The 24,332-nt window shown below is 39.8% G+C and carries 21 protein-coding genes and 2 tRNA genes; 16 read left to right on the top strand and 7 right to left on the bottom strand.

Features of this window, described 5'->3' with window-relative positions; translation table 11 throughout:
• Nucleotides 1-445: 445 nt before the first annotated feature.
• The 4 genes from C8P64_RS01685 (at nucleotide 446) to C8P64_RS01670 (ending at nucleotide 2,761) form a co-directional block, all read left to right on the top strand.
• Nucleotides 446-518, top strand: a tRNA-Gly gene (locus tag C8P64_RS01685).
• A gap of 15 nt (nucleotides 519-533) precedes the next feature.
• A tRNA-Leu gene (locus C8P64_RS01680) sits at nucleotides 534-618 on the top strand.
• 227 nt (nucleotides 619-845) lie between these two features.
• Nucleotides 846-1,910 carry an HNH endonuclease domain-containing protein gene (locus C8P64_RS01675; RefSeq protein ID WP_245889635.1) on the top strand — a complete coding sequence of 355 codons (1,065 nt, stop codon included), beginning with the start codon at nucleotides 846-848 and terminating at the stop codon, nucleotides 1,908-1,910.
• Nucleotides 1,907-2,761 (top strand): HIT family protein, encoded by an 855-nt coding sequence (locus C8P64_RS01670; protein WP_108170325.1) that lies wholly within the window; start codon nucleotides 1,907-1,909, stop codon nucleotides 2,759-2,761. The genes C8P64_RS01675 and C8P64_RS01670 overlap by 4 nt, the downstream gene beginning before the upstream one ends.
• 84 nt (nucleotides 2,762-2,845) lie before the next feature.
• On the opposite strand, the gene C8P64_RS01665 is transcribed toward C8P64_RS01670, so the two are convergent.
• Nucleotides 2,846-3,961, bottom strand: coding sequence for a DUF2914 domain-containing protein (locus C8P64_RS01665; protein WP_108170324.1), 1,116 nt, complete (start codon nucleotides 3,959-3,961; stop codon nucleotides 2,846-2,848).
• A 175-nt stretch (nucleotides 3,962-4,136) separates the two neighbouring features.
• Entirely contained in the window at nucleotides 4,137-4,622 is a 486-nt protein-coding gene (locus C8P64_RS01660; protein ID WP_108170323.1) for a YqiA/YcfP family alpha/beta fold hydrolase, read from the bottom strand.
• Between the two features lie 116 nt (nucleotides 4,623-4,738).
• Between C8P64_RS01660 and C8P64_RS01655 the strand changes: the two genes are divergently transcribed.
• From C8P64_RS01655 to katG, 3 genes are all read left to right on the top strand, one after another.
• On the top strand, nucleotides 4,739-5,887 hold the full coding sequence (locus tag C8P64_RS01655; RefSeq protein ID WP_108170322.1) for a saccharopine dehydrogenase family protein: 1,149 nt from the start codon (nucleotides 4,739-4,741) through the stop codon (nucleotides 5,885-5,887).
• 186 nt (nucleotides 5,888-6,073) lie between these two features.
• Nucleotides 6,074-7,243, top strand: coding sequence for an alpha/beta hydrolase (locus C8P64_RS01650; RefSeq protein ID WP_108170321.1), 1,170 nt, complete (start codon nucleotides 6,074-6,076; stop codon nucleotides 7,241-7,243).
• A gap of 554 nt (nucleotides 7,244-7,797) precedes the next feature.
• The gene (gene katG, locus C8P64_RS01645) at nucleotides 7,798-10,095 is read left to right on the top strand and encodes a catalase/peroxidase HPI (protein WP_108170320.1); all 2,298 of its coding nucleotides are present in this window, start codon (nucleotides 7,798-7,800) and stop codon (nucleotides 10,093-10,095) included.
• A gap of 80 nt (nucleotides 10,096-10,175) precedes the next feature.
• Here the strand turns inward: katG and C8P64_RS01640 are convergent, their stop codons facing one another.
• Both C8P64_RS01640 and C8P64_RS01635 read right to left on the bottom strand, forming a co-directional pair.
• Nucleotides 10,176-10,889 (bottom strand): DUF429 domain-containing protein, encoded by a 714-nt coding sequence (locus tag C8P64_RS01640; RefSeq protein ID WP_108170319.1) that lies wholly within the window; start codon nucleotides 10,887-10,889, stop codon nucleotides 10,176-10,178.
• A 137-nt stretch (nucleotides 10,890-11,026) separates the two neighbouring features.
• A complete protein-coding gene (locus tag C8P64_RS01635) occupies nucleotides 11,027-11,875 on the bottom strand; it encodes a universal stress protein (protein ID WP_108170318.1) in 849 nt (282 codons plus the stop codon).
• Between the two features lie 208 nt (nucleotides 11,876-12,083).
• Here C8P64_RS01635 and C8P64_RS01630 point away from each other — a divergent pair, with 208 nt between their 5' ends.
• The 7 genes from C8P64_RS01630 to C8P64_RS01600 all read left to right on the top strand — a co-directional run bounded on the left by C8P64_RS01630 (nucleotide 12,084) and on the right by C8P64_RS01600 (nucleotide 19,425).
• On the top strand, nucleotides 12,084-14,522 hold the full coding sequence (locus tag C8P64_RS01630; RefSeq protein ID WP_108170317.1) for a zinc-dependent metalloprotease: 2,439 nt from the start codon (nucleotides 12,084-12,086) through the stop codon (nucleotides 14,520-14,522).
• A 181-nt stretch (nucleotides 14,523-14,703) separates the two neighbouring features.
• Nucleotides 14,704-15,159, top strand: a complete 456-nt coding sequence (locus tag C8P64_RS01625; protein ID WP_108170316.1) for a hypothetical protein — start codon at nucleotides 14,704-14,706, stop codon at nucleotides 15,157-15,159.
• 136 nt (nucleotides 15,160-15,295) lie between these two features.
• The gene (locus tag C8P64_RS01620) at nucleotides 15,296-15,637 is read left to right on the top strand and encodes a hypothetical protein (protein ID WP_108170315.1); all 342 of its coding nucleotides are present in this window, start codon (nucleotides 15,296-15,298) and stop codon (nucleotides 15,635-15,637) included.
• A 135-nt stretch (nucleotides 15,638-15,772) separates the two neighbouring features.
• Nucleotides 15,773-15,970 (top strand): hypothetical protein, encoded by a 198-nt coding sequence (locus C8P64_RS01615; RefSeq protein ID WP_108170314.1) that lies wholly within the window; start codon nucleotides 15,773-15,775, stop codon nucleotides 15,968-15,970.
• 108 nt (nucleotides 15,971-16,078) lie between these two features.
• On the top strand, nucleotides 16,079-16,498 hold the full coding sequence (locus C8P64_RS01610; protein ID WP_108170313.1) for a Fur family transcriptional regulator: 420 nt from the start codon (nucleotides 16,079-16,081) through the stop codon (nucleotides 16,496-16,498).
• An 88-nt stretch (nucleotides 16,499-16,586) separates the two neighbouring features.
• Nucleotides 16,587-18,575 carry a heavy metal translocating P-type ATPase gene (locus C8P64_RS01605; RefSeq protein WP_108170312.1) on the top strand — a complete coding sequence of 663 codons (1,989 nt, stop codon included), beginning with the start codon at nucleotides 16,587-16,589 and terminating at the stop codon, nucleotides 18,573-18,575.
• Nucleotides 18,576-18,657: 82 nt separating this feature from the next.
• On the top strand, nucleotides 18,658-19,425 hold the full coding sequence (locus C8P64_RS01600; protein WP_108170311.1) for a LexA family transcriptional regulator: 768 nt from the start codon (nucleotides 18,658-18,660) through the stop codon (nucleotides 19,423-19,425).
• 121 nt (nucleotides 19,426-19,546) lie between these two features.
• Here the strand turns inward: C8P64_RS01600 and C8P64_RS01595 are convergent, their stop codons facing one another.
• The 3 genes from C8P64_RS01595 to C8P64_RS01585 form a co-directional block, all read right to left on the bottom strand.
• A complete protein-coding gene (locus C8P64_RS01595; RefSeq protein ID WP_211307578.1) occupies nucleotides 19,547-19,978 on the bottom strand; it encodes a hypothetical protein in 432 nt (143 codons plus the stop codon).
• 73 nt (nucleotides 19,979-20,051) lie between these two features.
• The gene (locus C8P64_RS01590; protein WP_108170310.1) at nucleotides 20,052-20,285 is read right to left on the bottom strand and encodes a hypothetical protein; all 234 of its coding nucleotides are present in this window, start codon (nucleotides 20,283-20,285) and stop codon (nucleotides 20,052-20,054) included.
• Between the two features lie 109 nt (nucleotides 20,286-20,394).
• Nucleotides 20,395-21,618 (bottom strand): 3-deoxy-D-manno-octulosonic acid transferase, encoded by a 1,224-nt coding sequence (locus C8P64_RS01585; RefSeq protein WP_108170309.1) that lies wholly within the window; start codon nucleotides 21,616-21,618, stop codon nucleotides 20,395-20,397.
• Nucleotides 21,619-21,716: 98 nt separating this feature from the next.
• On the opposite strand from C8P64_RS01585, the gene C8P64_RS01580 reads away from it, so the two are divergent.
• Together C8P64_RS01580 and C8P64_RS01575 are read left to right on the top strand one after the other, a co-directional pair.
• Entirely contained in the window at nucleotides 21,717-22,847 is a 1,131-nt protein-coding gene (locus C8P64_RS01580) for a DegT/DnrJ/EryC1/StrS family aminotransferase (RefSeq protein ID WP_108170308.1), read from the top strand.
• A 77-nt stretch (nucleotides 22,848-22,924) separates the two neighbouring features.
• Complete coding sequence (locus C8P64_RS01575; RefSeq protein WP_108170307.1) at nucleotides 22,925-24,208, top strand: metal-dependent hydrolase family protein; 1,284 nt, start codon at nucleotides 22,925-22,927, stop codon at nucleotides 24,206-24,208.
• Nucleotides 24,209-24,332 lie beyond the last annotated feature (124 nt).

The raw sequence follows: 24,332 nt of genomic DNA, 5'->3' as shown, positions 1-24,332 counted from the left end.
GAAGCGAAGCAATCTTATCTGAGTTTGTAGTTCGTAGTTTGTAGTTCGGTGTTTTGAGTTATTTCTTGTGTGTTGTCTTTGCGAGCGTAGCGAAGCAATCTTATCTCAGTTTGCAGTTCCTAGTTCGTAGTTCGGAGTTTTGAGTTTTTCTGGTGTGTTGTCTTTGCGAGCGAAGCAAAGCAATCTCACTTTAGTCGCTAGTCAATGATCTGTAGACGTTAGTATAAATTTCTCTTTAGTTCCTACTTTCTCCTTCATATTTCTTTAAGCCTGAACCCATAACAAGTTATTCCCAATCGAAAGGTGTAGTACTAAAACCTTAAGGCTGAGAGTATATAGTTTTAGCCGTGTTTTTTTCTTAAAAAATTCTTTGCCATTATAAGATTTGTCTTAAATTTGCCTCCGCAATAAAGGCATCGCCGGTATTGCAATGTTCTTAAAAATCGCGAAAATAGCTCAGTTGGTAGAGCGCCACCTTGCCAAGGTGGAGGTCGCGGGTTCGAATCCCGTTTTTCGCTCATATAAAATACCACGCTCGGGTGGTGGAATTGGTAGACACGTTGGACTTAAAATCCAATGACCATTATGGTCGTACGGGTTCAAGTCCCGTCCCGAGTACTTTAAGCCTTGTTAATCTGTTGATTTTCAAGGCTTTTTTTATGCTTAATTTTTAATCCATATATCATTTCGTAATAATGCAATCTTACAACCCATTTTGAAATTCAACGAACTTCTAAACCTAGGAGTTTTTAAGGATTTCTATGTAGCTTGAATTATTTTCCTATATTAGAAATCTTAAGATTTTGTTTCTTCCCTACATTTAATCAGCCAAATTTTAATTTTAAATGAGAAAGCCAATAGGTCTCCACGCGTTACCAATGTATAAAGGTCTTGAGATACAAAAGTTGGCCCAGATATTTAATAATACGTCTGCGACCTACAAGTTTTATTGGTTTTTAGGAATTCTCGATTGTGTCGAAAAAGGTAAGAGTGAAGTTGATAAGATTGATCTATTTGCCAAAATGATCTCTATTCCATGGTATACTGTGAATTATTTCAAATTATCATTTGGTAGCCAGGATAAAATTCAGTCCACTATTAATTTCGTTCAGAGAAGAGAAAATCTCCCTATAACATTTTCGAAAACCGAAATAGAAACAAAATTAAAAACCTCACAATCAAAAGAGGTTCAAAGAAAGCTATATCATTTCGATAAGAATGTTCCACATTGGTTTCTTAGTCCATGGTATAAAGAAAAAAAGAAAGAAGTAATTTATCTTTCGTCTCAGGAATTTAGAAATAAACCACCCTATGCACTATACGATCATAAAATCATCATAGATGAGGATTGGTTTGATTATTTTCAAGTTCATGCAAAGCTATTAAAGGATTTCTGCTATTGGAACCTTTCAATATTCTTACAAGTAAGAAATCCAAATGTTCCTGATATTCCAAACAAGCTAATTAAACCGGCAAAACGAAATTCTTTAACTCGACAGCGAAATAATTTTTGGACAATTTATATCAGGCAGAAAAAAGATGTGCGCTGTATTTTCACTGGAAATTTGATTGATCCTGATAATTATTCTCTTGATCATTTTATACCATATGCATTTGTTTCTCATGATTTAATTTGGAATCTAATACCCGTTGATCCAAATTTTAATTCTTCAAAAAATAGTAAACTACCTAATCTCGAATTGTATTTTCAACGTTTTTTCGATTATCAAAAGGATGCCTTTTTCAGTATTAGGAGACTCAAACCAAACAAAAAATTTGAAGAGGAATACCACACAATATTTCCCAGATTAAAGACGGAAGAAGATTTTACACAGGAAAGGTTTTTCGACACATTGTCACCATTAGTCACAACCGCCCACAATAATGGCTTTGATTTTTTAGAACAATGAAAAATTCCTTTAGTCATTGTACGGCAAAAGAAAGAGACACCATCTCTTTTCCAGGAAAAATACTCAAAGAAAAAGGGCTTTTTAAAGGACAGGTATTAGATTTTGGTTGTGGTTTTGGTAAAGATGTTGAAGTTCTTAAAAAACAGAATGTAGATATTGTAGGCTACGATCCATTTTATTTCAACAGCTATCCTAATAGCAAGTTTGACACTATAATATGCTTTTACGTTCTGAATGTCCTTTTGCCTCAGGATCAAGCTAAAGTCATCAATGACATTTCAAAGTTGCTGAAATTTGGAGGCACAGCGTATTTTGCTGTACGTCGTGATATAGACCGACCAGGCTTTAGAATGCATAAAATTCACAAAAAGGAAACCTACCAGTGTAATGTAATACTTCCATTTGAATCATTATTTGAAAATGAGTTCGTAGAGATTTATGAATATCAACATTATGTGTTTTTACATATAGGAGATGAAAATATTTCGCCTTTTTTCTCTGACAACGAGAATAAAAAACAAAGAGGGGAACTAGCCACGGTTTTTGCCATAGAGGATAAATTTCCGGTTTCGAATGGTCATACCCTAATTATTCCTAAAAGAAAGGTTTCCAGTTACTTTGAGTTGAGTTTTCAAGAACAGTCTGCTTGCTGGTATTTGGTAAATTTGGTCAAAGAAGATTTGGTTATTGATCTTTCTCCATCAGGATTTAATGTCGGAATAAATATCAATAAATCTGCAGGTCAAACGGTAGATCACTGCCATATTCATATAATTCCTCGGTATGATAATGATGTTAAGAATCCTCGAGGCGGGGTTAGAGGAGTTATTCCTGAAAAAAAGGACTATTAAAAGCTCGAATAATAATTTTATGAAATCGCTTATTTAAATAATAATGTCTGCCCCCTCCTTACAAAATCCCGCTTTAAACTGGCATTAAAATGTTTTCTTTACCATTCCTGCTTTATGAGGTTCAGCAGTGTTTTTGATCTCAAAATCCACAATCCCAAGTATTAGTTCCTCTTCTGTAATTACTTCAACTTTCCACTGGCCTTCCTTAAGATTATTTTTAAAGGTATACCCGCGGAAACCACGATCACGCCCACCGGCAACTTCAAAATCAATGTCATCGGTAACTTCCCATTTTCTGGTTTTAGGATTGTACCATTTCCACCTGTGAAAAATGGACTTTTTTAAAGCTGTTGGTGCAAAAACAGAAGTGAACACATAAACCCTTTCACCTGCCTGGAGATGAAAATTGGTGTCATGTTTACGCCAGAATATATACCATGGATTCTTCTCGTAAGTAACGATGTATTCGTTATTTATTTTTCGCACATCATGAGCCACCAGCCCGGTATCCATAGCCAGCGGCACTGGCGGAATAAGATTGAAATAGTAAAAAACATTGATCGCTATATAGATGGAAAGAATAAGACCGATCAGTTTTTTCAGACTTATCTCCGCTCTTGTGCCTGGACTTGAACTGTAAATAAACATGATGAGAGCTAGCGTGAACCCCAAACTTATAAGCCCCGAAATGATAAAAATAAAGGTATTCATTTCCTTGATCAGCGTGGGAATAATAAAGGCGAAAAAGGTAAAACTGATAAAAAAATAAACACTGAACTGAAGGTATTTGTTGGAGATCTTCTTTTTCAGAAACTCGTTCGCAAATAAGAGCAGCACCAGCAGTATGAAAAAAAACATGGTTTTAGACATGGACACACTTCTGAAAAAATAGATGACAAAAGCACTTGAAAGTGCGCCAAAGAAGAACTGTATGGCTAGGGGTAAATATTCGGAATAACGTTCGATAAAAGTACCCTCCCACTTGTCTTCATCCACGGTATTAAATAAATAAAGCGTTATGGATAATAAGGTCATATGCGAGCAAAGTACCACTGTATCATAAACACGATCTATTCGCCCTAAGGTCAGGGTATCAAAGATGAAACCACCCATAAAAAATAGAATGGGAGCGTACTTTTGATGGCGAAAAACAAACCTTCCAAATGCTGTATTCCTATATCTTACTAAAGTTCTTTTCATACTCTATTTAGTAGCGCCAAATTTAGCATAAAAACTTCATCGGGATATTTGCTTTGACTGTAATCCCAGAAAGCTTATGAAAAAAACGGGATCAGGATCGTATCGAATATTGCAGCGGAAGGGAATTGATTTTTATAGATCGTTTTAAACTTTGGCGTACAGACATCATTTAGTTTTAATGACAAATACTGGAAAAGAAACGGGCAACCTGTTCCTCGAAAATATGGATAGGAATTCGATGTCCATTTTTTTGGTCTAAGTTTATGCTAAGATCTGCAGCTTTATAGGTTGCCAGGAATTTTAAGGTATCGGCAGGATCTACAATGTCATCGCTTCCTCCCAGGAAAATATGCTTTGGGTGTAAGCCTTTAGTATGATAAGATGCAAATTTTATCTGACTGTATTTTTTCAAGGGTGGATTAAATAGCAGGGCAGGTCTGCCTATATTTTCAGAAATAATAAAGGCGTTTAAAGCCCCCATACTGCTACCAATTACAACATTGAAGTGAGTGTCACGATGTTGCTTTAGAATTTCAACAGGTTGAATATTTGAATTTTCATAATTGATGTCTGGCGCAAATACCTTTCCATATTCTTCCAGTACTTTTCTTTTTTCAGGGCTTAGTTTGCTTTTGAGTCCGTGGAGATATAATATGTTCATCCTGTGAATTTAGAAGTTCATAACAAATAAACAAAGAGGGTCCGACAAATAATGGCGCCTTTATTAATTTGTTTTTTCCTCAGTCAATACAGCCCGAAAAATACTTAACTTTAAATATGGACAGGCAGTATCATATATTCATTGCTGGCGCCGGGGGTATCGCCCGGGCCGCTGCACTCATGCTGGCAGAATTCAGCGAGGTTATTCCCAGGATCTTTATTCTAAACCGAAACCTGGCCAATGCCCGGGAGATGGCAGAATGGATCAAAAAAGGATCTTCCCGAAGTATTCAGATCGAGTGTTTTGAACTTCCGGAAAACAAAATCGAAACCGACTTAAAGAAAGCCCTGAAAAAAGGAGATATCCTTCTGGATTGTCTTCCGGGAAGCCTGGCGCCAGAAATGGCTCAATTGGCGAAGGACTTTCAAATGCATTATGCCAATCTTACCGAATATGTTTCAGAAACCGAAACCATAAAGAAACTGGCGGCAGATGCCGGGACAGGATTTTTATTACAAACTGGTTTGGCTCCCGGTTATATCGATGTCCTGGGAAATCATCTTTTTCAAAAATTCTGTGAAAAATTCAATGTGGATAAGGTAGATGCTATTGCGCTTAAAGTAGGTGCGCTTACCAAACACGCCGTGGCTCCACATTATTACGGGTTCACCTGGAGTCCAGTGGGAGTAGCTACAGAATATCTGAAAGATGCCGTGGTGATCCGGAATTTTAAGGAAACTTCCCTGGCTTCCCTTTCAGAAAGAGCGAGTATTATCATTAACGGAAAGACCTATGAAGAGGATCTCACTTCTGGTGGGGCCGCAGACCTGCCCCAAAATTTGACGGGAAAAGTAAGGTCGCTGGATTATAAAACGCTGAGGTTTCCGGGACACTATGCCTGGGTGGATGCGCAATTAAAAGTGATTGGCGATGTTCCCGATAATATAAACGCCTTACAGGAAAAAATGGAGGCGACGATCCCGCATATCGAAGAGGACCAGATCATCTTATATGCTTCTGCCGAGGGTATGGATCATCAGGGGATCCGGCGTAAACTGGAAGTCTCTAAAAGAATACTGCCGCAAAAGATAGGTAAGTACAGGCTTCGCGCTATTCAAACCACTACCGCAGCTCCCTTGCTGCAATCGGCCCTGATTTTACTTGAAGATTCAGCTAAAGGTGTGATCCTGCAATCTAAGATCGAAACCGAAAAATTCTTAAAAGGTTATTTTATAAAGCCGGTCTATGGAGATGTGGATTTATAATTATAGTCTCACTTAAGTATCATTTATAAAAAATCTTCTACTATTTTTTCTTTGAGAGTATGATATATGTCATTGAAAAAGATACCTGTGTATATTATTTTTAGAGGTTACTAAATCATAATTGCCAGGGCTTAACTCGGTGCTACGGAATTTTTTAACTGAAATTATAAATTAAAATTTTAGGTAATGAAAATTTCAAGATTAGTATTGTTGAGCTTCTGGTTTTTATTGATTTTCACGGCATGTGAAAAGGATCCCGTAGAAGAAGAGTGGATCAACCAGGAAGCTGTAGAACTCAACTATAATAGAGTTGAGGATAGTGAAGGATTTGTTGAGAGCAAACTGCAAAACAAAGTAGTTAATAGCGGTGCTCTCAAAGGTAATTTTATAGGCAATACCTTTACAAGAAAGCTGCAGATATATACTCCTCCGGGATATGCGAAAAATGGAGATCAGCAATATCCTGTAGTCTACCTGTTACATGGGGAGCCTTTTTCAGAAAAAGCGTTCATAGATAAACAACTGTTCATTGATTTTATAAGTCCACATCCTCTCTGGACTCAAGTACCAGATTTCCCAGAAGAAGGATTCAGGCTTTGGATAGACGGTCTCATTAACGATGGTATTATAGAGCCCATGATCATAGTGATGCCTAATGCGGCCACAGAGCCATATGGTTTTAGTATGTATTCGAATTCTACTCTTAATGGAAATTTTGAAGACTTTATTGTTAATGACCTGGTTGAGTATATGGACTCACATTACAATACCATAGCAGACCCATCAGGTCGTGCCGTTATTGGTCATTCCCAGGGTGGATACGCCGCTTTTAAGTTTGGTATGTTACACCCAGATGTCTTTGGAACCGTGGCCAGCCATAGCGGATTATTATTCGTAGATGCTTTGTTCTCCCTGTCTGATGTTATTAAACAGGAAAATCCGGATGGTTTTAATGGACCTGATCCTGCTAAATTTTTCACCAGTGCTCTGTATGCTTTTAGCGCAGCCTGGTCACCAAACCTACACAATCCGCCTTTTTATGTAGATCTGCCTTTAGAGTTTGGAGAAGATGGGAATTTATATCCGGTTCCAGAAGTTATCGCGCTATGGTACCAGAATGATGTGTTTAATTTATTAGACTATTATAATGCAGATTTCAAATCACTAGACGGTATTTACCTGGATGTAGGTATTTATGATGAACTAGGTACAAACCTTGCGCATCAACCGGTACTGGCAAAAATGGATTATTATAATGTAGATTATACTTTTGAAACTTATGAAGGTGGACATCACACTCATATGTTTGAAAGATTAGCGAGAGCTCTGGAGTTTTTTTCAAATAATATGGAATAAGCCATTCGGTAAAATAGAATTGAAATTTTGAAGCTGAAGTAGATTGGGTTAATGCTTAGCAGTAATCATTAACCCAATTTATTTTTTCTGGAAAAGCAGAAGTATTGTTCTCTTAATTCTGAAGGCGGGATCATTTTCGATGATTCTTATTGCAGGTTCAGCCAAAGCAGTGATCCTGCGAAGTAAAATAGATACCGAGTAGTTTCTGAATGGCTACTTTATTAAACTGGTTTACGACCAGCTTTAAATATTCAAATTCATAAAAAACCGAATGGGAGAGGGAGCTTTCATCATATTTTAAAGAAAGTTTAACGAGAGTTCACCGATTATTCAGCAGTATCTTCCTAAATTCTGCATTCAAAATTAATTTTTAACCAACGACTATATTTTTCTTCTTTAATTTCAATATCCGTTAAATAAAGTATCCATACTTCTCTTCGATATTGGAATCATCAGGCTGGTTTTTCAGACTTATTTCTGAAATTTTTTAACCTGGAAAAATACTAGCCAGGCAACATTAAACTCATTTTTTAACCCAACAATATCTTATTATTATGAAAAACATGGATAATCCAGAAAACCTGGCCCAGTGTCCTTTTAGAGGCACCAGGGTAGGCGGGGCAATTGGAACTTCACCGCAAATAGACGACTGGTGGCCTAACCGTTTACAGGTAGAATTACTGCATCAGGAACATCCGGCATCTAACCCTTTGAGCGATGTAAATTATAAGGAGGCTTTCAATAAGATCGATCTTCAGGAACTTAAAAAAGAAATAAAGGCATTACTGGTAGATTCTAAAGACTGGTGGCCGGCAGATTATAACAATTACGGTCCGCAAATGATTCGTATGGCCTGGCACTCAGCCGGTACTTACCGTATCGCCGATGGTCGTGGAGGTGCAGGACAGGCCATGCAGCGTTTTGCCCCGCTTAATTCATGGTGGGATAACGGGAATATCGATAAATCCCGAAGACTTATCTGGCCTATAAAACAAAAATATGGAGCTTCTCTTTCCTGGGCAGACCTTATTGTGCTTACCGGGAATTGTGCTCTGGAGATCATGAATTTCCCAACTTTTGGTTTTGGTGGCGGGCGTCGCGATGCCTGGGAACCAGATCGCAGTACTTACTGGGGACCGGAATTCTGGAATGGTAAGCCTTTTAAAGAATCTAATGTTGGAGAATATTACGACGGTCATCCGGAAGAAATGGTAACCCAGACTCTGCGTTGGAAAGGAGAACCTTCAGATCCCAACCGTGACCTGGAAAATCCCTTAGCAGCGACTCACCAGGCTTTGATCTATGTGAACCCTGAAGGTCCGGGAGGGAATGGTGAACCTCTGGATTCCGCTAAGGCTATACGCGAATCTTTTAAGCGCATGGCGATGAACGATGAAGAGACGGTAGCATTGATCGCTGGTGGACATGCCTTCGGAAAAAGCCACGGAATGGTAAGTGCAGAAGAAATTGGCCCTGCCCCGGAAGCTGCGCCTTTGGAAGCAATGGGCATGGGCTGGCAGAATCCCAAAGGAACAGGTTTTGGAAAATATACCATGACCAATGGTATTGAAGGTTCCTGGACGCCAGATCCTACAAATTGGGATAATAATTACCTGATCAACCTTTTCAAATTTGAATGGAAAAAGACGGAAAGTCCTGCTGGCGCAATTCAGTGGACTCCAGTAGATCCAAACGCTCCAAAAACACCCGATGCTCACGAGGAAGGAAAGATGAACGATCTAATGATGATGACCTCAGATATCGCTTTAAAGCAGGATCCGGCTTACCGCGAAGTATGCGAGAAATTTTTGAATGATTTCGATTATTTCACCGATGCCTTTGCTAAAGCCTGGTACAAATTAACGCACAGGGATATGGGACCAAAAGATCGGTATTTAGGACCGGAAGTGCCGGAAGAAGATCTTATCTGGCAGGATCCTGTTCCAAAAAGAGAAGGTGAGCTTATCGGGGAAGCCGATATCGCTGGCCTGAAACAAAGTATCCTTGACACCGACCTTTCGGTTTCTGCTTTGGTTTCCGCAGCCTGGTCTTCCGCGGCTATTTACCGTCATTCAGATAAGCGTGGTGGTGCCAATGGTGCGCGTATCGCCCTGGAGCCTCAGAATAACTGGGATCTTAACCGGCCGGAAGAACTGAATAAAGTTCTGCATAGCCTGAAAACAATTAAAGAGGATTTCAACGGAAAACAATCTGGTAACAAAAAAGTTTCCCTGGCAGACCTTGTGGTTCTTGGAGGTTGTGTCGCGATTGAAAAAGCAGCTAAAGATGCTGGTTTCAACGTGAATGTGCCTTTTACTCCGGGCCGTACAGATGCAACCCAGGAACAGACAGATGTGGAAAGCTTTGACTGGCTGAAACCAGTGTCTGACGGATTTAAGAATTACCACAATGATAAAGTGGGATATCATATACCTCCCGAAAGAATTTTCCTGGACCGGGCACAGTTGCTTACGCTAAGTGCGCCAGAATGGACCGTTCTTACTGGTGGTCTTAGAGTACTGGATCAGAATTTTGATCATTCTAAACATGGAGTTTTCACCAATCGCCCGGGAACTTTAACCAATGATTTCTTTAAAGTACTATTGAGTATGGACTATGAGTGGGTTCCGCAGGATGACAAAAAAATGCTTTTCAATATTAAAGATCGTGAGACCGGCAATACAAGATTTACCGCAACCCGTTGTGATCTTATTTTTGGTTCTAACGCACAATTGCGCAATATCGCCGAGGTGTATGGAGCTGAAGACGGAAAAGAGCGTTTTGTAAAGGATTTTGTGAAAGCATGGGATAAAGTGATGATGCTGGATAGATACGACGTTAAAGACGAGTAGATAACTTCATCTAACCATAATTTAAATGCCCGGTATCATTAAAAAGATACCGGGTATTTTTTTGTAATCGCTTTAAGCTGTTACAACCCGGTAGCATAATTTATAGCCATCTCAATTCCGAATTCGTCGGTCATAGGGCGAAGGGGAACGCTACGACCATATTTTTCAGAAAGTTCAGCAGTAACAGAAAGGCAAAGTGCATCCAGGATATCGTCTTTCGCTACCTCTTTTTTTCTATAGGTTTGCAGTGCCTTATGAAATATAGCCGGAGAGCTTTGTTTATACTTCGTCAGGATTTCTAACCTTTCTATAATTCCTTTCTCTGTCTTTTTAGAATGCCCCAAAGGAATACCCAAATTTAAATACTTAAAAGAGATCTCCGGGTGGGACTCCTTTATTACCGACTGCAGCGATCTATTATCGATCAATAAACTGTTTACCTCTTTGATCTTAGGCATGATGAACCATGTTTGTTTGGAGATCCCGCAACCAAGAACTTTTCGGTTGATGCCTTTAGCGTCTTCATAATTCTGCCCTTCCAGGCTTTCCCAACAGGGTACGGGAAATATGCTGGACTTTCTTTTGGCTGAAAGTAATTTCCTGGCTTCTTTTTCGCAATTGCGTTTTTTATTTTTTGCACTCGCCAGGCCAATTGGGATATCTACGAACATTAAGAACTCATCCTGGTAATGAGAAACCAGTTCCTCTATGTTCCTGAAAATTAAAATCTCTCCAGATCCATAGCATGCAGAGATCCAGCCTCCTTTACAACCATCTACTCCTAAATATTTCATTCACACTTCGGTTTTCCAGATTTTAAAATTTCATTTCACAATATCCTTATTTTAAAATAGACCAGGTTTCTGTAAAAGAAAAAAATCTTCCCGAATTGGTTTCGGGAAGATTTGAATAATTCCGGCTTTTTGGCCTATCAGGATTTTGCCGGAAGTATAAGGAATGGGAATGATAAATGCCGGTCTATTTTTTCAACTACCGGTTCCCGGAATATTTTTCCTGGCGCTGAATGTTTGAAGTATTCCATACATAGCATATCGATCTTATTATGCTTAATAAATTCAGCTATAGACCTGGAAACCTCGATATGGCTGGAAGAAAATTCCAGTGAGACAGGAACCCCGTCCATATATTCCTTAAAGGCATTATAATTATGCCACTGTCTCTTTGTGGTCTGGGTTTCCTCCCCGTCATGGATCACTGTAATTTCAGACCTAAAACTTTGCGCTATTTTTTTAAGAATATTCATTGCCTCGAAATTAAATTCGAAGATGAGTTCACTGGCGAAGGCAATATGTTTAGGAGGAATAAATTCAAGCTCTCTAGGAACGATCAATACGGGTACATTCAGAGCTTTGTTAATAACCCTGGTGGTATTGGTTCCGGCTATACTGCTTAAAGTTCCCTTATGATCTTTGGTTCCCATTACCACCACATCGATATCCTTGCTATCAATAACGTCCTGTAAACCATCTACTAATTTCTGTTCAGAACTTATTAGCTGAAACTTATCACCTTTAAGGCCTGTATCCCTTACAATATGATGAAAGATTTCATGGCAGGCTATTTCTGAATCCTGTTTAAGCCTGGGAATTTTACTGAATTGTTCCTCGTTAACTAAACTGTAAACTGAAGCATGTATTTTTTCTCCAAAGAAATTCGCGATATAGAAGGTCGTGTTCTCCTCCTGAAACAGGCGGGTCGCGTAATAAAGAGCACAATAGGCCTCTTTGGAAAAATCGGTTGCTATTAAGATATTTTTCATGATTTTATAGCTTAAAAAGAATTAATACCCTTCAATGATCTAATAATTCAACTACAAAATTAGCGGGTGTTTCGCTTCAAAAAAATGATGTATATCATGTAACCATACAAATTGAAAAGTCATGTTTTCTGTAAGGCAGTTTTGATCAGGGATTTGGTTTTTAGCTTTTGCCTTGCTTTCATTATCTTCGGAAGCAAAATTAATTTCAATGATCAAAAAAATATTACTATTCGGTTCGCTGGCAGTTCTAAGTGTTGGTTGCAAGACTTCCCAGCCGGTTGCCGAAGCAGCTCCGGAAAAACCAAAAAAGAAATCAGATCTCAAGAATTATGACGAGGTGATCACCTCTGATGCTAAAAGTGACGAAGGTCTTTTTACTACGCATTTTGTTGACGATAAACTCTATTTCGAGATCCCGGTATCTCTTTTTGAAAAGGATATGCTGTTGGTAAGCCGCATCGCCGGCGTGCCATCAGGATTTGGCGGAGGCTATGTAAATGCAGGTTCCAAGGTGAATGAGCAGGTGGTGAGATGGGTGAAAAGGAACGGAAATGTGGATATGAAGGTCATCAGTTTCGAAAACCAGAGCGAAGAAGAATCCCCGATCTATAAGTCGGTGCAGGCGAATAACTTTTTCCCGATCCTTTTTAGCGCGAAGATTGAAGCGATGAATGCAGATTCTACCAGCGTGGTTATAGATGCCAGCGGCCTGTTCGAAAATGAAGTGGATGCCATTAACGGGATTTCTTCAAGACTTAGGAAAAGGTATAAAGTGAAAAAGCTGGATAAAAGCAGGTCGTATATTGAGTCTGCCCATTCCTATCCTAAAAATATCGAGGTAAAACATGTGATGACCTACGAGGCAGAAGAACCACCAGAGAGAGACCAGGCCGGTACTATTTCCATGCTTCTTAATCAATCCATGATCCTGTTACCAGAAAATAAAATGCAGCCCCGCCTTGCCGATTATCGCGTGGGTTGGTTTACTATAGATAAGTATGATTATAATTCGGAAGAGCTTAAAGCCGATGATTATGAGATCATTCGTCGCTGGAAACTGGTACCTAAAGATATCGAAGCATATAAAAGGGGAGAACTGGTAGAACCGGTAGATCCAATTGTTTATTACCTGGACCCGGCTACTCCTGAAAAATGGAGGCCTTATTTTAAGCAGGGTATAGAAGACTGGAATGTGGCTTTCGAGGAAGCGGGATTCAAGAACGCGATCATCGCTAAAGATCCGCCGTCTAAAGAAGAGGATCCGGAATTCAGTCCGGAAGATGTACGCTACTCGGTAGTTCGATATGTTGCAAGCACTACTCGTAATGCCGTGGGGCCTTCTGTGACCGATCCTCGTACCGGGGAGATTATAGAAAGCGATATTATCTGGTATCATAACCACCTTAGATCTTATCGAAACAGGTTTATGATAGAAGCCGGGGCACAAAATCCTAAGGCAAGAACTTTGAATACTCCTGAAGAAGAAATTGGGGAAATGATGCGCATGGTCATCGCCCATGAGGTGGGACATGCTTTGGGTTTACCGCATAATATGAAAGCAAGTTCCGCTTATCCTACAGATTCGCTGAGGTCTGCAGAATTCACTAAGAAATATGGGCTTACTCCTTCTATCATGGATTATGCCCGGGTAAATTATGTAGCTCAACCTGGTGACGAGGATGTAAGATACATCAGGATGATGGGGCCTTACGATCTGTATGCTATCAACTGGGGATACAGGTATCTGCCTGAAGCGAATTCTGCTCAGGATGAAAAAGAGACGCTGGATGAGTGGATCCTGGCTAAGGCCGGTGACCCGATCTACGAATTCGGTAACGGTTATAGCGGTGCCGACCCGCAATCTCAAAGGGAAAGCCTGGGCGATGATCAGGTAAAGGCCAGTGCATATGGTATAGCAAATTTAAAGAAGGTGGTGCCTAATTTAGTGGCGTGGACCTCTAAAGAGGGGGAAGGTTATGAAGACCTTGATGAGGTATACCGTGAACTGAGTTATATGTGGAGAGGTTATATTTCTCATGTGGTGACCAACGTTGGTGGTGTATATGAGACCCGTAAGACATCAGATCAATCTGGAGCTATCTACGAACCTGTTCCTGCAAAAATCCAGGAAGAAGCCGTTGAGTTTCTGAATAAAGAAGCCTTCACCACTCCGCAATGGATGCTGGACCAGGATCTTTTAAGCAGAATAGAATCTACGAAAGCGGTAGATAGAATTCAATCTTTACAAACCAGGGCACTCGAAAATTTACTGGAAAAAGACAGGTTGGTGCGAATGATCGCCGCTGAAGAAACTGAAGGGATTAAAGCGTATTCGGTTATCGAGATGATGAACGATCTTAGAAAAGGGATTTTCAGCGAATTATATAATTCAGCTAAAACCAATAGCTATAAAAGGAACCTGCAAAGATCCTATGTTGATCTTGCGGCGTCTTACGTGAAAGAACTGGATGAAAGGGAGAACGACGAGATCCTTAAATCTGATATTATGGCTTTGATGCGTGGTGAATTGATAAAGCTGAAATCTGATATTAGCAGACGTAAGAACAGAACAAATCACGATCTTACCAGATATCACTGGGATGACCTTATTGCCAGGATAGATGACGCCATTTTGAACGAGGCATAATTACAACTATAAACAGACAAAAAAGGAGCTTCCCCAGGGAGCTCTTTTTTTTGCCTATATAAACTGCACCAGGTCCACATCATCCATATACCTAGGATTCTATTGGTTAATTATTTCATAATAAAAATATTATGAATTTAGTTTTTAGCTTATTTTGATCTACATTTTTAAACATCTAATCATGAATAAATTCATACTTACCTTAGTATTTCTTGTGATCTGTGGAAGTACTGTGATGGGACAAACCTGGGAGTATAAAACGGTTACGGTCATTGAATCTATAATCCCAAGCGGGATTGGAAGGTCCAGGATGATTAGTGCCGAAGAAGATCGTGATTTTAAAGAATTTACCACGAGAAGAACCGAGCAGGATAATGAAAGAAATAAATCTGACCGTGGGGAGATCAGGGTAAAAAACTTTGACGAGACCAAATTATTGAACTTCTTTAATGTTGGCGGAATACGCTTCCAGAACATTGCGGCCAATGATGCCGTAGTGACTTCTAAGATCAATTCGCTTGCCGCCGAAGGCTGGGAACTGGCCTTTGTGAATAGCGGTGTGGAGAGTTATAGCGGGAGTGAGGACGAAAATGGAATTTTTATTACTCGTTATATATTTAAAAGAGTGCTTGAATAATTGGCCTTAAGATCTGGGATTCTGCATTTTATTAACAACGGTTGATAAAATGTTGATATTACATTTAAAATTTAACTAAAATTAATTCAAAATATTTTGTTAATTAGAGTTAGTTCAAAGTTAATTAAATGTTAATATGGAAACACTAGAAAGAGCGACTGCTCAATTTTCAGAAGGAATGATGGTGTCAGACTTAAGAGAAATGACTTCCATAGGATTTATTAATACCCTACGCGAGAACGAATTAATCAGGATCACCAATGCAGGCCAGATACGTCTCACCGAAAAAGGTAGAATAGCTTCTAAACTTGGAGTGAAGAATTACTTAAGACTGGAAACGGCCGAAAAACAATTTCTTGAAGAAGAGCTGCAAAATGTGCGTGTTGAAAACCGCGGTTTATTCATGATCTTCGGAGGAATGTTTGTTTCACTGGTTTTAATCATAGGATTCTGGGTACTTCAGTTAAAAGGATTTTAGAATATTATCTGATTGCTTTTTAATTTTCTGTTTTTAGGAAGAAATTCAGTTTTGAATTAATGATCTATCACTAAAAACATTAAAAAAATATTTTTTTAGAATATTGCATTTTTACAGATGGCTATAAATTGCCGCATGCAATATTATTATACCCGTAAGAACCCGGATGCAAGAGGTGTAATTCAGGTTCATGCAGATCGATGCAAAGATCTCCCGGTAGTTCTGGAAAGAATATATCTGGGTATATTCCCAAATGCGAATCTGGCTATAAGCTCTGCAAAGGAGAAATTGCAGCTAACAAAAGTCAGGATCTGTGCGTGCTGCAAAGAATAATTTCTAAGTTTATAATTGTTAGAACTTGTTTCGAGACCGTTACTTTCTTAGTGACGGTTTTCTTTTTTTTCAGCATTTCATACTAACTTTGCTTAACTTCTTTTACTTATGGGAGATATAGAGTTAGTTCTTAAAGAACATCATATAAGGCCTACCGCAATAAGACTTTTAATGTATAAGTTCTTAAGTGAACGGGATATTGCCGTTACCTTGAATGATATTGAGTCGGGTTTTGATAAGTCTGAACGTACCACACTGTATAGAACCATAAAGACCTTTGAGAAAAAGGGACTCGTTCATCAAATAGACGATGGCACTGGTATCGCCAAATATGCCCTGGATGAAAAGGGTACAGGGGAGAACCAGTCACAGGATCTGCATTTGCATTTTCATTGTGAGAAATGTAATGAAACGATCTGCCTAACAGATCATAAGATCCCGCACATAAGTTTACCTAAAGGCTTTGTGAGTAAGGACATGAACCTGGTGATCAAGGGAATTTGTGATAAATGCAGTGAAAAGAAATAATGCACTTAAGTTGCATGTTTTTCGGCCTATCTTAGTCCTTGAGATCATAGAGATATGATCCTTTCTTAATTTAAAAATTTGATATTCAATGTCTGGTAATAATCATGGCTGTTGCAAGGCTCATAATGACGGTATTTTTGGTGAAAGAACAGAGCTTATATTCGCTGTCTTAAGTGGTGTTTTCCTTTTAACCGGATTCCTGCTGGATACCTTCAGTGATCTTTCCTTTATCTATATCGTGATACCATATCTTATTTCTTATGGTTTTGGAGGCTATTATACCTTGAAAGAAGCTATTGAAGAGATCTCCCATGCTCGTTTTCAAATAGATTTTTTAATGCTCGTGGCCGCTATTGGTGCTGCCCTGCTCGATAAATGGGCTGAAGGTGCTTTATTGTTATTTCTTTTTAGTCTGGGACATGCTCTGGAACACCTGGCTATGGATAAGGCTACGAAATCTATTGAATCACTTACTAAATTATCTCCCAAGATCGCTTTGCGCAAGCAGAATGGCGATTTCGTAGAAGTAAGGATAGAGGATCTTAAAGTAGGGGATATTATCAGGATAAAGCCTAACTCGGCGGTGAGTGCCGATGGCTTACTTATTAGCGGGAAAACGAGTATTAACCAGGCGCCTATAACGGGTGAAAGTATTCCTGTAGATAAAGAACCTGTAGGAGATCCCGATAAAAAATATAATTCGGTAGCAGATATCCCGGCAAGGAACAGGGTCTATGCAGGTACCATCAATGGCGACAGCAGTATAGAAGTGAAGGTTATAAAAGAATCTCAGGATTCTACGCTTAACCGGTTGATCACTATGGTGCAGGAAGCCCAGGAAAAGAAATCACCAACCCAGTTGCTGGCAGATAAATTCGAAAAGTATTACGTCCCGGCGGTACTCATACTTATTATAATTTTGAATTTCGCTTTCCTGGTGGTGGATGAAAGCTGGCAGGATAGTTTTTACCGCTCCATGGCGGCGCTGGTGGCGGCAAGTCCATGTGCGCTGGCGATCTCAACTCCTTCAGCAGTTTTAAGCGGAATCGCCCGTGCAGCCAAGGGAGGAGTGCTCATTAAAGGAGGTAAACCCCTGGAAGACCTGGGAACCCTGCGTGCCCTGGCTTTTGATAAGACTGGTACCCTTACCGAAGGCAAACCCGAACTTACCGATATCGTCTTGCTTAACGGACTTTCTAATGATGAATTTCTGCTGAAAGTTATTGCCCTGGAAAGTTCCAGTAATCACCCTCTGGCTAAAGCGGTAGTCCGTGATGGTAAAAAGCGAATGAACCAGTTAAATGGAATTCCTGAAGCTATGAATTCTGAAGCTATTCAGGGAAAAGGTATCAAAGGAAAAGTTGATGGAGATTTAGTGAGAATCGGGAACCTTGAACTTTATGAGGAATCTGGCGGAGTGCCTGTAGAGGTAAAGGAGAAAGTAAAAAAGCTTGAGCGGGAAGGTAAGACCGTGATGCTGGTAAGGAATAATGAGGAATTCAGCGGAATACTTGGCTTAATGGATACTCCCAGGAAAGCTGCCAAATCTACCCTGGCCAAATTGAAGAAAATTGGGATCAGGAAAATGATCATGCTTACCGGGGATAACCAGGAGGTTGCAGATGCGGTGGCTGCAGAAATAGGGCTTACCGACGCTTATGGAAGTTTATTACCTGAAGAAAAGGTAGAACGTATCAAGCAACTGGAAAAGGAAGAACATAAGATCGCCATGATAGGGGATGGGGTAAATGATGCTCCGGCTATGGCTAACAGTACCGTGGGTATCGCCATGGGTGCGGCCGGTAGCGATGTAGCTTTAGAAACGGCAGATATTGCCCTGATGGCCGATAAATTAGAGATACTACCCTTTGCTATTGCCTTAAGCCGGAAAGCACAACAGATCGTAAAACAGAATTTATGGATAAGCCTGGGAGTGGTCGCCCTGTTGCTGCCGGCAACCATCTTTGGTTGGGCCAATATCGGTATCGCGGTGGTCTTCCATGAAGGCTCTACCATTGTGGTTGTATTAAATGCTTTAAGATTATTAGGATTCAAGGATAAATATAGTTCTGTATAAATTTTCTCAGCTTTTTTAGTTAAATAGGATTAAATCCAATATTTTTGAGTAAATTTTGGAAATATTCCTAATCTATTAAATTATGGGTACACCTGGATCTATTGAAATCAAGCACTTTAAGGAAGTGCGTGAAGAGAATAATTATACGCAAACAGAATTTGCAGCCCTTCTGGGCATTAAGAATTCCACAGCAGATATAGAGCGGGGCCGTACCAAACTTTCTGGAAAGATCGTTGCCGAGTTGCTTAGGCAATTTGCAATTAACCCTCTTTGGCTGTTCGGCGCAAGTGGGCAAAAATACCTGAAGATCTCTAAAGGAGATGTAAGCCCGAAAGTAGTTACGGTAGACAATGCCGATAATGAGAATATCGTACTTGTAAACCAAAAAGCCGCTGCCGGATATCCCCATAATGTACAGGATGTGGAGTGGTATAGCCAGTTACCTGCATTCGATATTCCCTTGCCAGAATTCAGAAATGCTACTTACCGTGGTTTCCAGATCGAAGGAGATAGTATGTTGCCAGATTACCGTCCGGGTGAGTGGGTGATGGGAAAGGCTGTTTCCAGTATTGAGGAAGCCAGCAATAACAGGGTATATGTTATTGTAATGTATGATTCGGTATTGGTGAAAAAGCTCCAGAAAATGCCCGATCCTTCCAAGGTCTTACTTATTTCTTTGAATGAAGAATATCTGCCTTTAGAAATTAATGTACATGATATTCAGGAAATATGGCAGGTAAATTCCAAACTTACCTTCAACCTGGATAACCCATCGAATAGTGGTCTTTTTCAGGAACTTCAGCAATCCATGGAGGAGTTAAAAAGGGAACTGAAATCATTCAAAAGCTAACAATATAATAATTCAGGACCTCGCAGGAATTTTTTGATCTTCCGGTTATAAGAGGTCAAATTGAAACAGAAAAAAGCCTTTTCCATTGGAAAAGGCTTTTGATTTTAGTTATGATCTGCAATTAATTATCGTCAGACTTTTTAAACTCTCCTTTTATCTCATCACCAGCCTTTTTTAAAGCATCTCCGGTTTCTTTAGCGGCCTGGTTTACACCAGATTTTGCTTCATCTGCTGCTTTTTTGATGCCTTCTTCGGCTTCATTAGCAGCTTTCTTTGCTCCGGAGCTGGTTTCACGAGCAGCTTCGTTCACTGCATCTTCTACATCGCTAGCAGCCTGATCCAGGTCGTCTCTAACCGTATTGTTGTTGTCATTAACGTCATCCATTTCATCTTCCATGTCTTCCATTTCGTCTTCCACATCATCCATGGCATCTTCCATGTCATCAGACATTTCCATCTCCTCAGATTCTTTTTCCTTTGCGGTGTCCCGGCATGAGGTAAAGACGATCCCCATGGAGAGCATTAATGCAACTACTAAAATTGGTCTTTTCATTTTTTTAGTTTTTTGGAGTTAGTACAATAAGTGACTTTAAGCCGACCATAATTTAAAGCTTTATCTTAACTTTTTAATTATCATCTCCTATTTTTTCGATCTCTTCATCGATCTCCTTGTTTACTTCTTTATCTACTTTTTTAGCGGTTCTTTCAAGAATACCTTCTTTTTCCTCTTCAGGAGCTTCAACTTTTTTCTCCACTTCAACCTCTCTTACAATAACTTCTTTTTCAGAAGTATCTCTACATGAAGTTAAAACTGCCGAGGTCAATAGCAGAGCACTGGCAAGAATTGATAAACGTTTCATTTTTAAATAGTTTAAAGGTTAAGTTCATCGAAATTACAACTAAAAGCTGTTCAATGATCTATTTTTAAACTTTTTTAGCAAAGAATGTTAAAATACCACGGAATTGTATTTATAAATACTCCTGCAGCATCCTGATAGCGCCGGTATTGCTGTTAATGAAGTGCCCGGCTATCATTCCTGTTTTTTGCCTGAATTCTGAATTTGTATAAAACTTGGTCATGATGGCTGAAAATTCATCTGAATTTTTAACAGAATACAGACCGGCAAGCTGCCGTAATTTTTCTGCTTCCGGGAACTTGCTGAAGTTCTCGCCAATTACGATAGGTATCCCGAAGGTTGCCGGTTCCAGGATATTGTGTAGTCCGGTAGTTCCCGCCGCTCCACCTACATAAGCGATATCGGCATAGCTATAGGCCCGGCCCAGTAATCCTATAGTATCCAGGATAAGTACCGAATAGTCTTTAAGATCTACACCCTCTTTTTCAGAGTAATTAACTGTGGGTATCTTAAGTTTAGACCTGAGTTTCTCGACTTTTTCAGTCTTAATCTCATGGGGAGCAATGATGAATTTTATATTTACCGAACTATTGATGAATTTCACCATGAGATCCTCATCTTCAGGCCAGGTACTGCCGCAAACTATCAGTAATTTATCCTGTTTGAAATCATCGATAAAGTCTATACGGTTATCGGCTTCCAGTTGCGCGGCTACGCGATCAAATCTGGTATCACCGCTTACGGTCACATTATCAAAGCCGATGGAATTCAAAAGATACCTGGACTCTTCATTCTGAACAAAGAAATGTTCAAAAGCCTGCAGGGACTTTTTCATCCACTTACCGTAAGGTTTAAAAAAGGCCTGGTCTTTTCTGAAAACTCCTGAAACAAGGAAAGTCCTAATTTGTCTCTCCTTCAATTCATTTAGAAAATTAGGCCAGAAATCATATTTTATAAAGAAGGCCATTTTCGGCTGAATGATCTCCAGGAATTTTTGCGCATTTTCCTTTGTGTCCAATGGCAGATAAGTAAAGTGATCTACCAGCGGATGTTTCTTTTTATTGTTATATCCAGAAGGGGAGAAGAAGCTAACTAGCGTTTTTGTCCTGGGATATTTTTCTTTCAGCATCATTAAAACCGGGACTGCCATTTCGAATTCTCCCAGGGAAGCAGCATGTATCCAGATATGCTCTGCTTCTGGATCGATGTTTTGCTCCAGTTTTGAAAAAAGGTCTTTCCTGCCTTCGGTAAAATCCTTGAGTTTGGGACTAAATTTTCCGGCCGATTTAAGAACGACTCCGCTTAGTTTTACCAATACGTTGTAAATTCTCTGCACACTAAAAACTTAAGACTGCTAAAATAGGCCTTTCCCAATAAATGGATTGCCAGAAGGGCCTATATTTCGTATTTTCGTATCGCTGAAAAATTTTGCAAATGAAAAAGATTCAAATGGTTGACCTAAAGGGTCAATATGAAGGTATAAAGAACGAGGTGAATCAGGGGATACAGGAAATTCTGGAAGAAACTTCCTTTATCAACGGGCCTCACGTACATGGATTCCAAAAAGAACTTGAAGAATATCTCGGTGTAAAACACGTAATCCCTTGTGCTAACGGGACAGATGCTTTACAGATCGCCATGATGGGACTGGGGCTAAAACCTGGTGATGAAGTGATCACAGCCGATTTTACTTTTGCTGCTACGGTAGAAGTGATCGCCTTGCTTCAACTTACCCCGGTATTGGTAGATGTAGACCCGGAAACTTTTAATATAGATCCGGAAGAGATCAAAAAAGCGATCACCCCAAAAACAAAAGCGATAGTTCCTGTGCATCTTTTCGGGCAAACCGCAGATATGGATGCGATCATGGAGATCGCAAAGGAACATGATCTTTATGTGATCGAGGATAATGCCCAGGCCATAGGGTCTAATTATCACTCAAAGAATGGAACCAGTAAGGCTGGAACCATTGGCGATATTGCGGCAACTTCTTTCTTCCCATCTAAAAACCTGGGATGTTATGGGGACGGTGGAGCGATCTTTACCAATAATGATGAGCTGGCGCATACCATTCGAGGTATCGTGAATCACGGGATGTACGAACGTTATCATCACGATGTGGTGGGAGTGAACTCCAGGCTGGACAGTTTCCAGGCGGCGGTACTAAGAGCTAAGTTGAAAAATCTTGATCTTTATAATGAAGCCCGAAAAGAGGCTGCAATTAAATATACCGAAGCACTACAGGACCATAAGGATATTGTCACTCCGGTGAGATCCGGAGATTGTGATACACATGTATACCATCAATATACTTTGAAGATCAGGAATGGGAAAAGAGATGCTCTAGCGAAGCATTTGCAGGAAAAAGGGATTCCTTTTGGTGTTTATTATCCAATACCATTGCACCGCCAGAAAGCTTATGTAGACGAAAGGTACAATGAAAAAGATTTTACCGTGACCAATAAACTGGTCGAGGAAGTAATTTCTCTCCCTATGCATACCGAACTGGAGGACGAGCAAATACATCATATCACTAAAACCATTATAGATTTTCTGGATCAATAAAAGTTTGCTTGTAAGCAATACTGAATTTTTTGAAAGGATCTGGAATAAGCCTCATTTAGAACTAAACCTAATTTCATATGAAAAAACTGATCACAATTTTAGCCGCCATTTTTATTTCCTCAAATTTAATGGCGCAGGATACTTACATCCATGCGGGAAAATTAGTCGATACTAAGAACGGGAAGGTTCTAAATGAACAAACGATTATTGTATCTGGAGACAGGATAAAAAGTATTGAAAAAGGTTATATAGATCCAGATTCTTCAGAAAATCAGGTTATAGATCTAAAAAATAAAACTTTGTTGCCGGGATTAACCGATATGCACGTGCATATTGAGAATGAAACCAATCCCAGTAAATATTTACAGCGATTTACCAACAACCCGGCAGATGATGCCTTTAATTCTGTAGGCTTTGCTGAAGAGACGTTAATGGCTGGTTTTACAACCGTTAGAGACCTGGGAGGAACCGGGGTGAACATCGCGTTGAGAGATGCTATCAATAAAGGTAAAGTTGCCGGGCCAAGAATTTTTACCGCAGGTAAATCATTAGCTACCACAGGAGGACATGCCGACCCAACGAACGGAATGAAGAGGGACATGGTTGGAGATCCGGGGCCTAAAGATGGGGTGGTTAACAGCGTGGAAGATGCCAGGAAAGCTGTAAGACAGCGCTATAAGAATGGGGCAGACCTTATCAAGATCACTGCTACCGGGGGAGTTTTGAGTGTGGCAAAAAGTAGTTCGAATCCACAGTTCTTTGAGGAAGAGATCGAGGAGATCGTAAAAACTGCCAATGATTATGGATTTCATGTGGCTGCGCACGCACACGGTGATGAAGGAATGCAGAGAGCTGTGAAAGCTGGGGTAAAGACCATAGAGCATGGAACTCTGATGAGCGAAGAGACCATGGACCTTATGAAGGAATATAATTCTTACCTCGTGCCTACGATCACAGCCGGTAAGGAAGTAACTGAAAAAGCGGAGATCGAAAATTATTACCCGGAGCTGGTAGTTCCAAAAGCCAGGGAAATTGGTCCGCAGATTCAGAATACGTTTTCAAAAGCTTATAAAAGGGGAGTGCCGATCGTTTTTGGAACCGATGCCGGAGTGTTCAAACATGGAGAGAATGCCAGGGAATTTGGTTATATGGTAGAAGCGGGAATGCCTGCAATGGAAGCGATACAGGTTGCTACCATAGTGCCAGCTAAAATTCTAAAGGTCGAAAACGAAAGTGGTCAGCTGGCCAAAGGATTCTATGCAGATATCATTGCCGTGGATGAAGATCCAACTAAAAATATCAAAACTCTTGAAGACGTAAAGTTCGTAATGAAAGAAGGAGTCGTTTATAAAAATAAATAGAATCGATCTTCTAAGATCCATGGTGTAATCCTGAATTGATTTCAGGGTCTCATATAGAGAATTTAACCAGGTTCAGATAGATCCGAAAGAATAATAAAAAAAAGCCCGGTCGTTTGACCGGGCT

It is taken from the genome of Christiangramia gaetbulicola, from assembly GCF_003054225.1.
GTDB classification, from domain to species: Bacteria; Bacteroidota; Bacteroidia; order Flavobacteriales; family Flavobacteriaceae; genus Christiangramia; species Christiangramia gaetbulicola.
The sequence above is the reverse complement of the archived record's forward strand: the minus strand, read 5'-3'. Positions and strand labels throughout refer to the sequence as shown.

Coding starts and splice junctions, on each gene's coding strand:
- C8P64_RS01660 (WP_108170323.1), bottom strand. CDS start 4,622: ATGAACATATTATATCTCCACGGACTCAAAAGCAAACTAAGCCCTGAA.
- C8P64_RS01670 (WP_108170325.1), top strand. CDS start 1,907: ATGAAAAATTCCTTTAGTCATTGTACGGCAAAAGAAAGAGACACCATC.
- C8P64_RS01675 (WP_245889635.1), top strand. CDS start 846: ATGAGAAAGCCAATAGGTCTCCACGCGTTACCAATGTATAAAGGTCTT.
- C8P64_RS01610 (WP_108170313.1), top strand. CDS start 16,079: ATGGGAGATATAGAGTTAGTTCTTAAAGAACATCATATAAGGCCTACC.
- C8P64_RS01575 (WP_108170307.1), top strand. CDS start 22,925: ATGAAAAAACTGATCACAATTTTAGCCGCCATTTTTATTTCCTCAAAT.
- C8P64_RS01595 (WP_211307578.1), bottom strand. CDS start 19,978: ATGAAAAGACCAATTTTAGTAGTTGCATTAATGCTCTCCATGGGGATC.
- C8P64_RS01625 (WP_108170316.1), top strand. CDS start 14,704: ATGAATAAATTCATACTTACCTTAGTATTTCTTGTGATCTGTGGAAGT.
- C8P64_RS01650 (WP_108170321.1), top strand. CDS start 6,074: ATGAAAATTTCAAGATTAGTATTGTTGAGCTTCTGGTTTTTATTGATT.
- C8P64_RS01600 (WP_108170311.1), top strand. CDS start 18,658: ATGGGTACACCTGGATCTATTGAAATCAAGCACTTTAAGGAAGTGCGT.
- C8P64_RS01615 (WP_108170314.1), top strand. CDS start 15,773: ATGCAATATTATTATACCCGTAAGAACCCGGATGCAAGAGGTGTAATT.
- C8P64_RS01630 (WP_108170317.1), top strand. CDS start 12,084: ATGATCAAAAAAATATTACTATTCGGTTCGCTGGCAGTTCTAAGTGTT.
- C8P64_RS01635 (WP_108170318.1), bottom strand. CDS start 11,875: ATGAAAAATATCTTAATAGCAACCGATTTTTCCAAAGAGGCCTATTGT.
- C8P64_RS01655 (WP_108170322.1), top strand. CDS start 4,739: ATGGACAGGCAGTATCATATATTCATTGCTGGCGCCGGGGGTATCGCC.
- C8P64_RS01640 (WP_108170319.1), bottom strand. CDS start 10,889: ATGAAATATTTAGGAGTAGATGGTTGTAAAGGAGGCTGGATCTCTGCA.
- C8P64_RS01590 (WP_108170310.1), bottom strand. CDS start 20,285: ATGAAACGTTTATCAATTCTTGCCAGTGCTCTGCTATTGACCTCGGCA.
- C8P64_RS01580 (WP_108170308.1), top strand. CDS start 21,717: ATGAAAAAGATTCAAATGGTTGACCTAAAGGGTCAATATGAAGGTATA.
- C8P64_RS01665 (WP_108170324.1), bottom strand. CDS start 3,961: ATGAAAAGAACTTTAGTAAGATATAGGAATACAGCATTTGGAAGGTTT.
- C8P64_RS01620 (WP_108170315.1), top strand. CDS start 15,296: ATGGAAACACTAGAAAGAGCGACTGCTCAATTTTCAGAAGGAATGATG.
- katG (WP_108170320.1), top strand. CDS start 7,798: ATGAAAAACATGGATAATCCAGAAAACCTGGCCCAGTGTCCTTTTAGA.
- C8P64_RS01605 (WP_108170312.1), top strand. CDS start 16,587: ATGTCTGGTAATAATCATGGCTGTTGCAAGGCTCATAATGACGGTATT.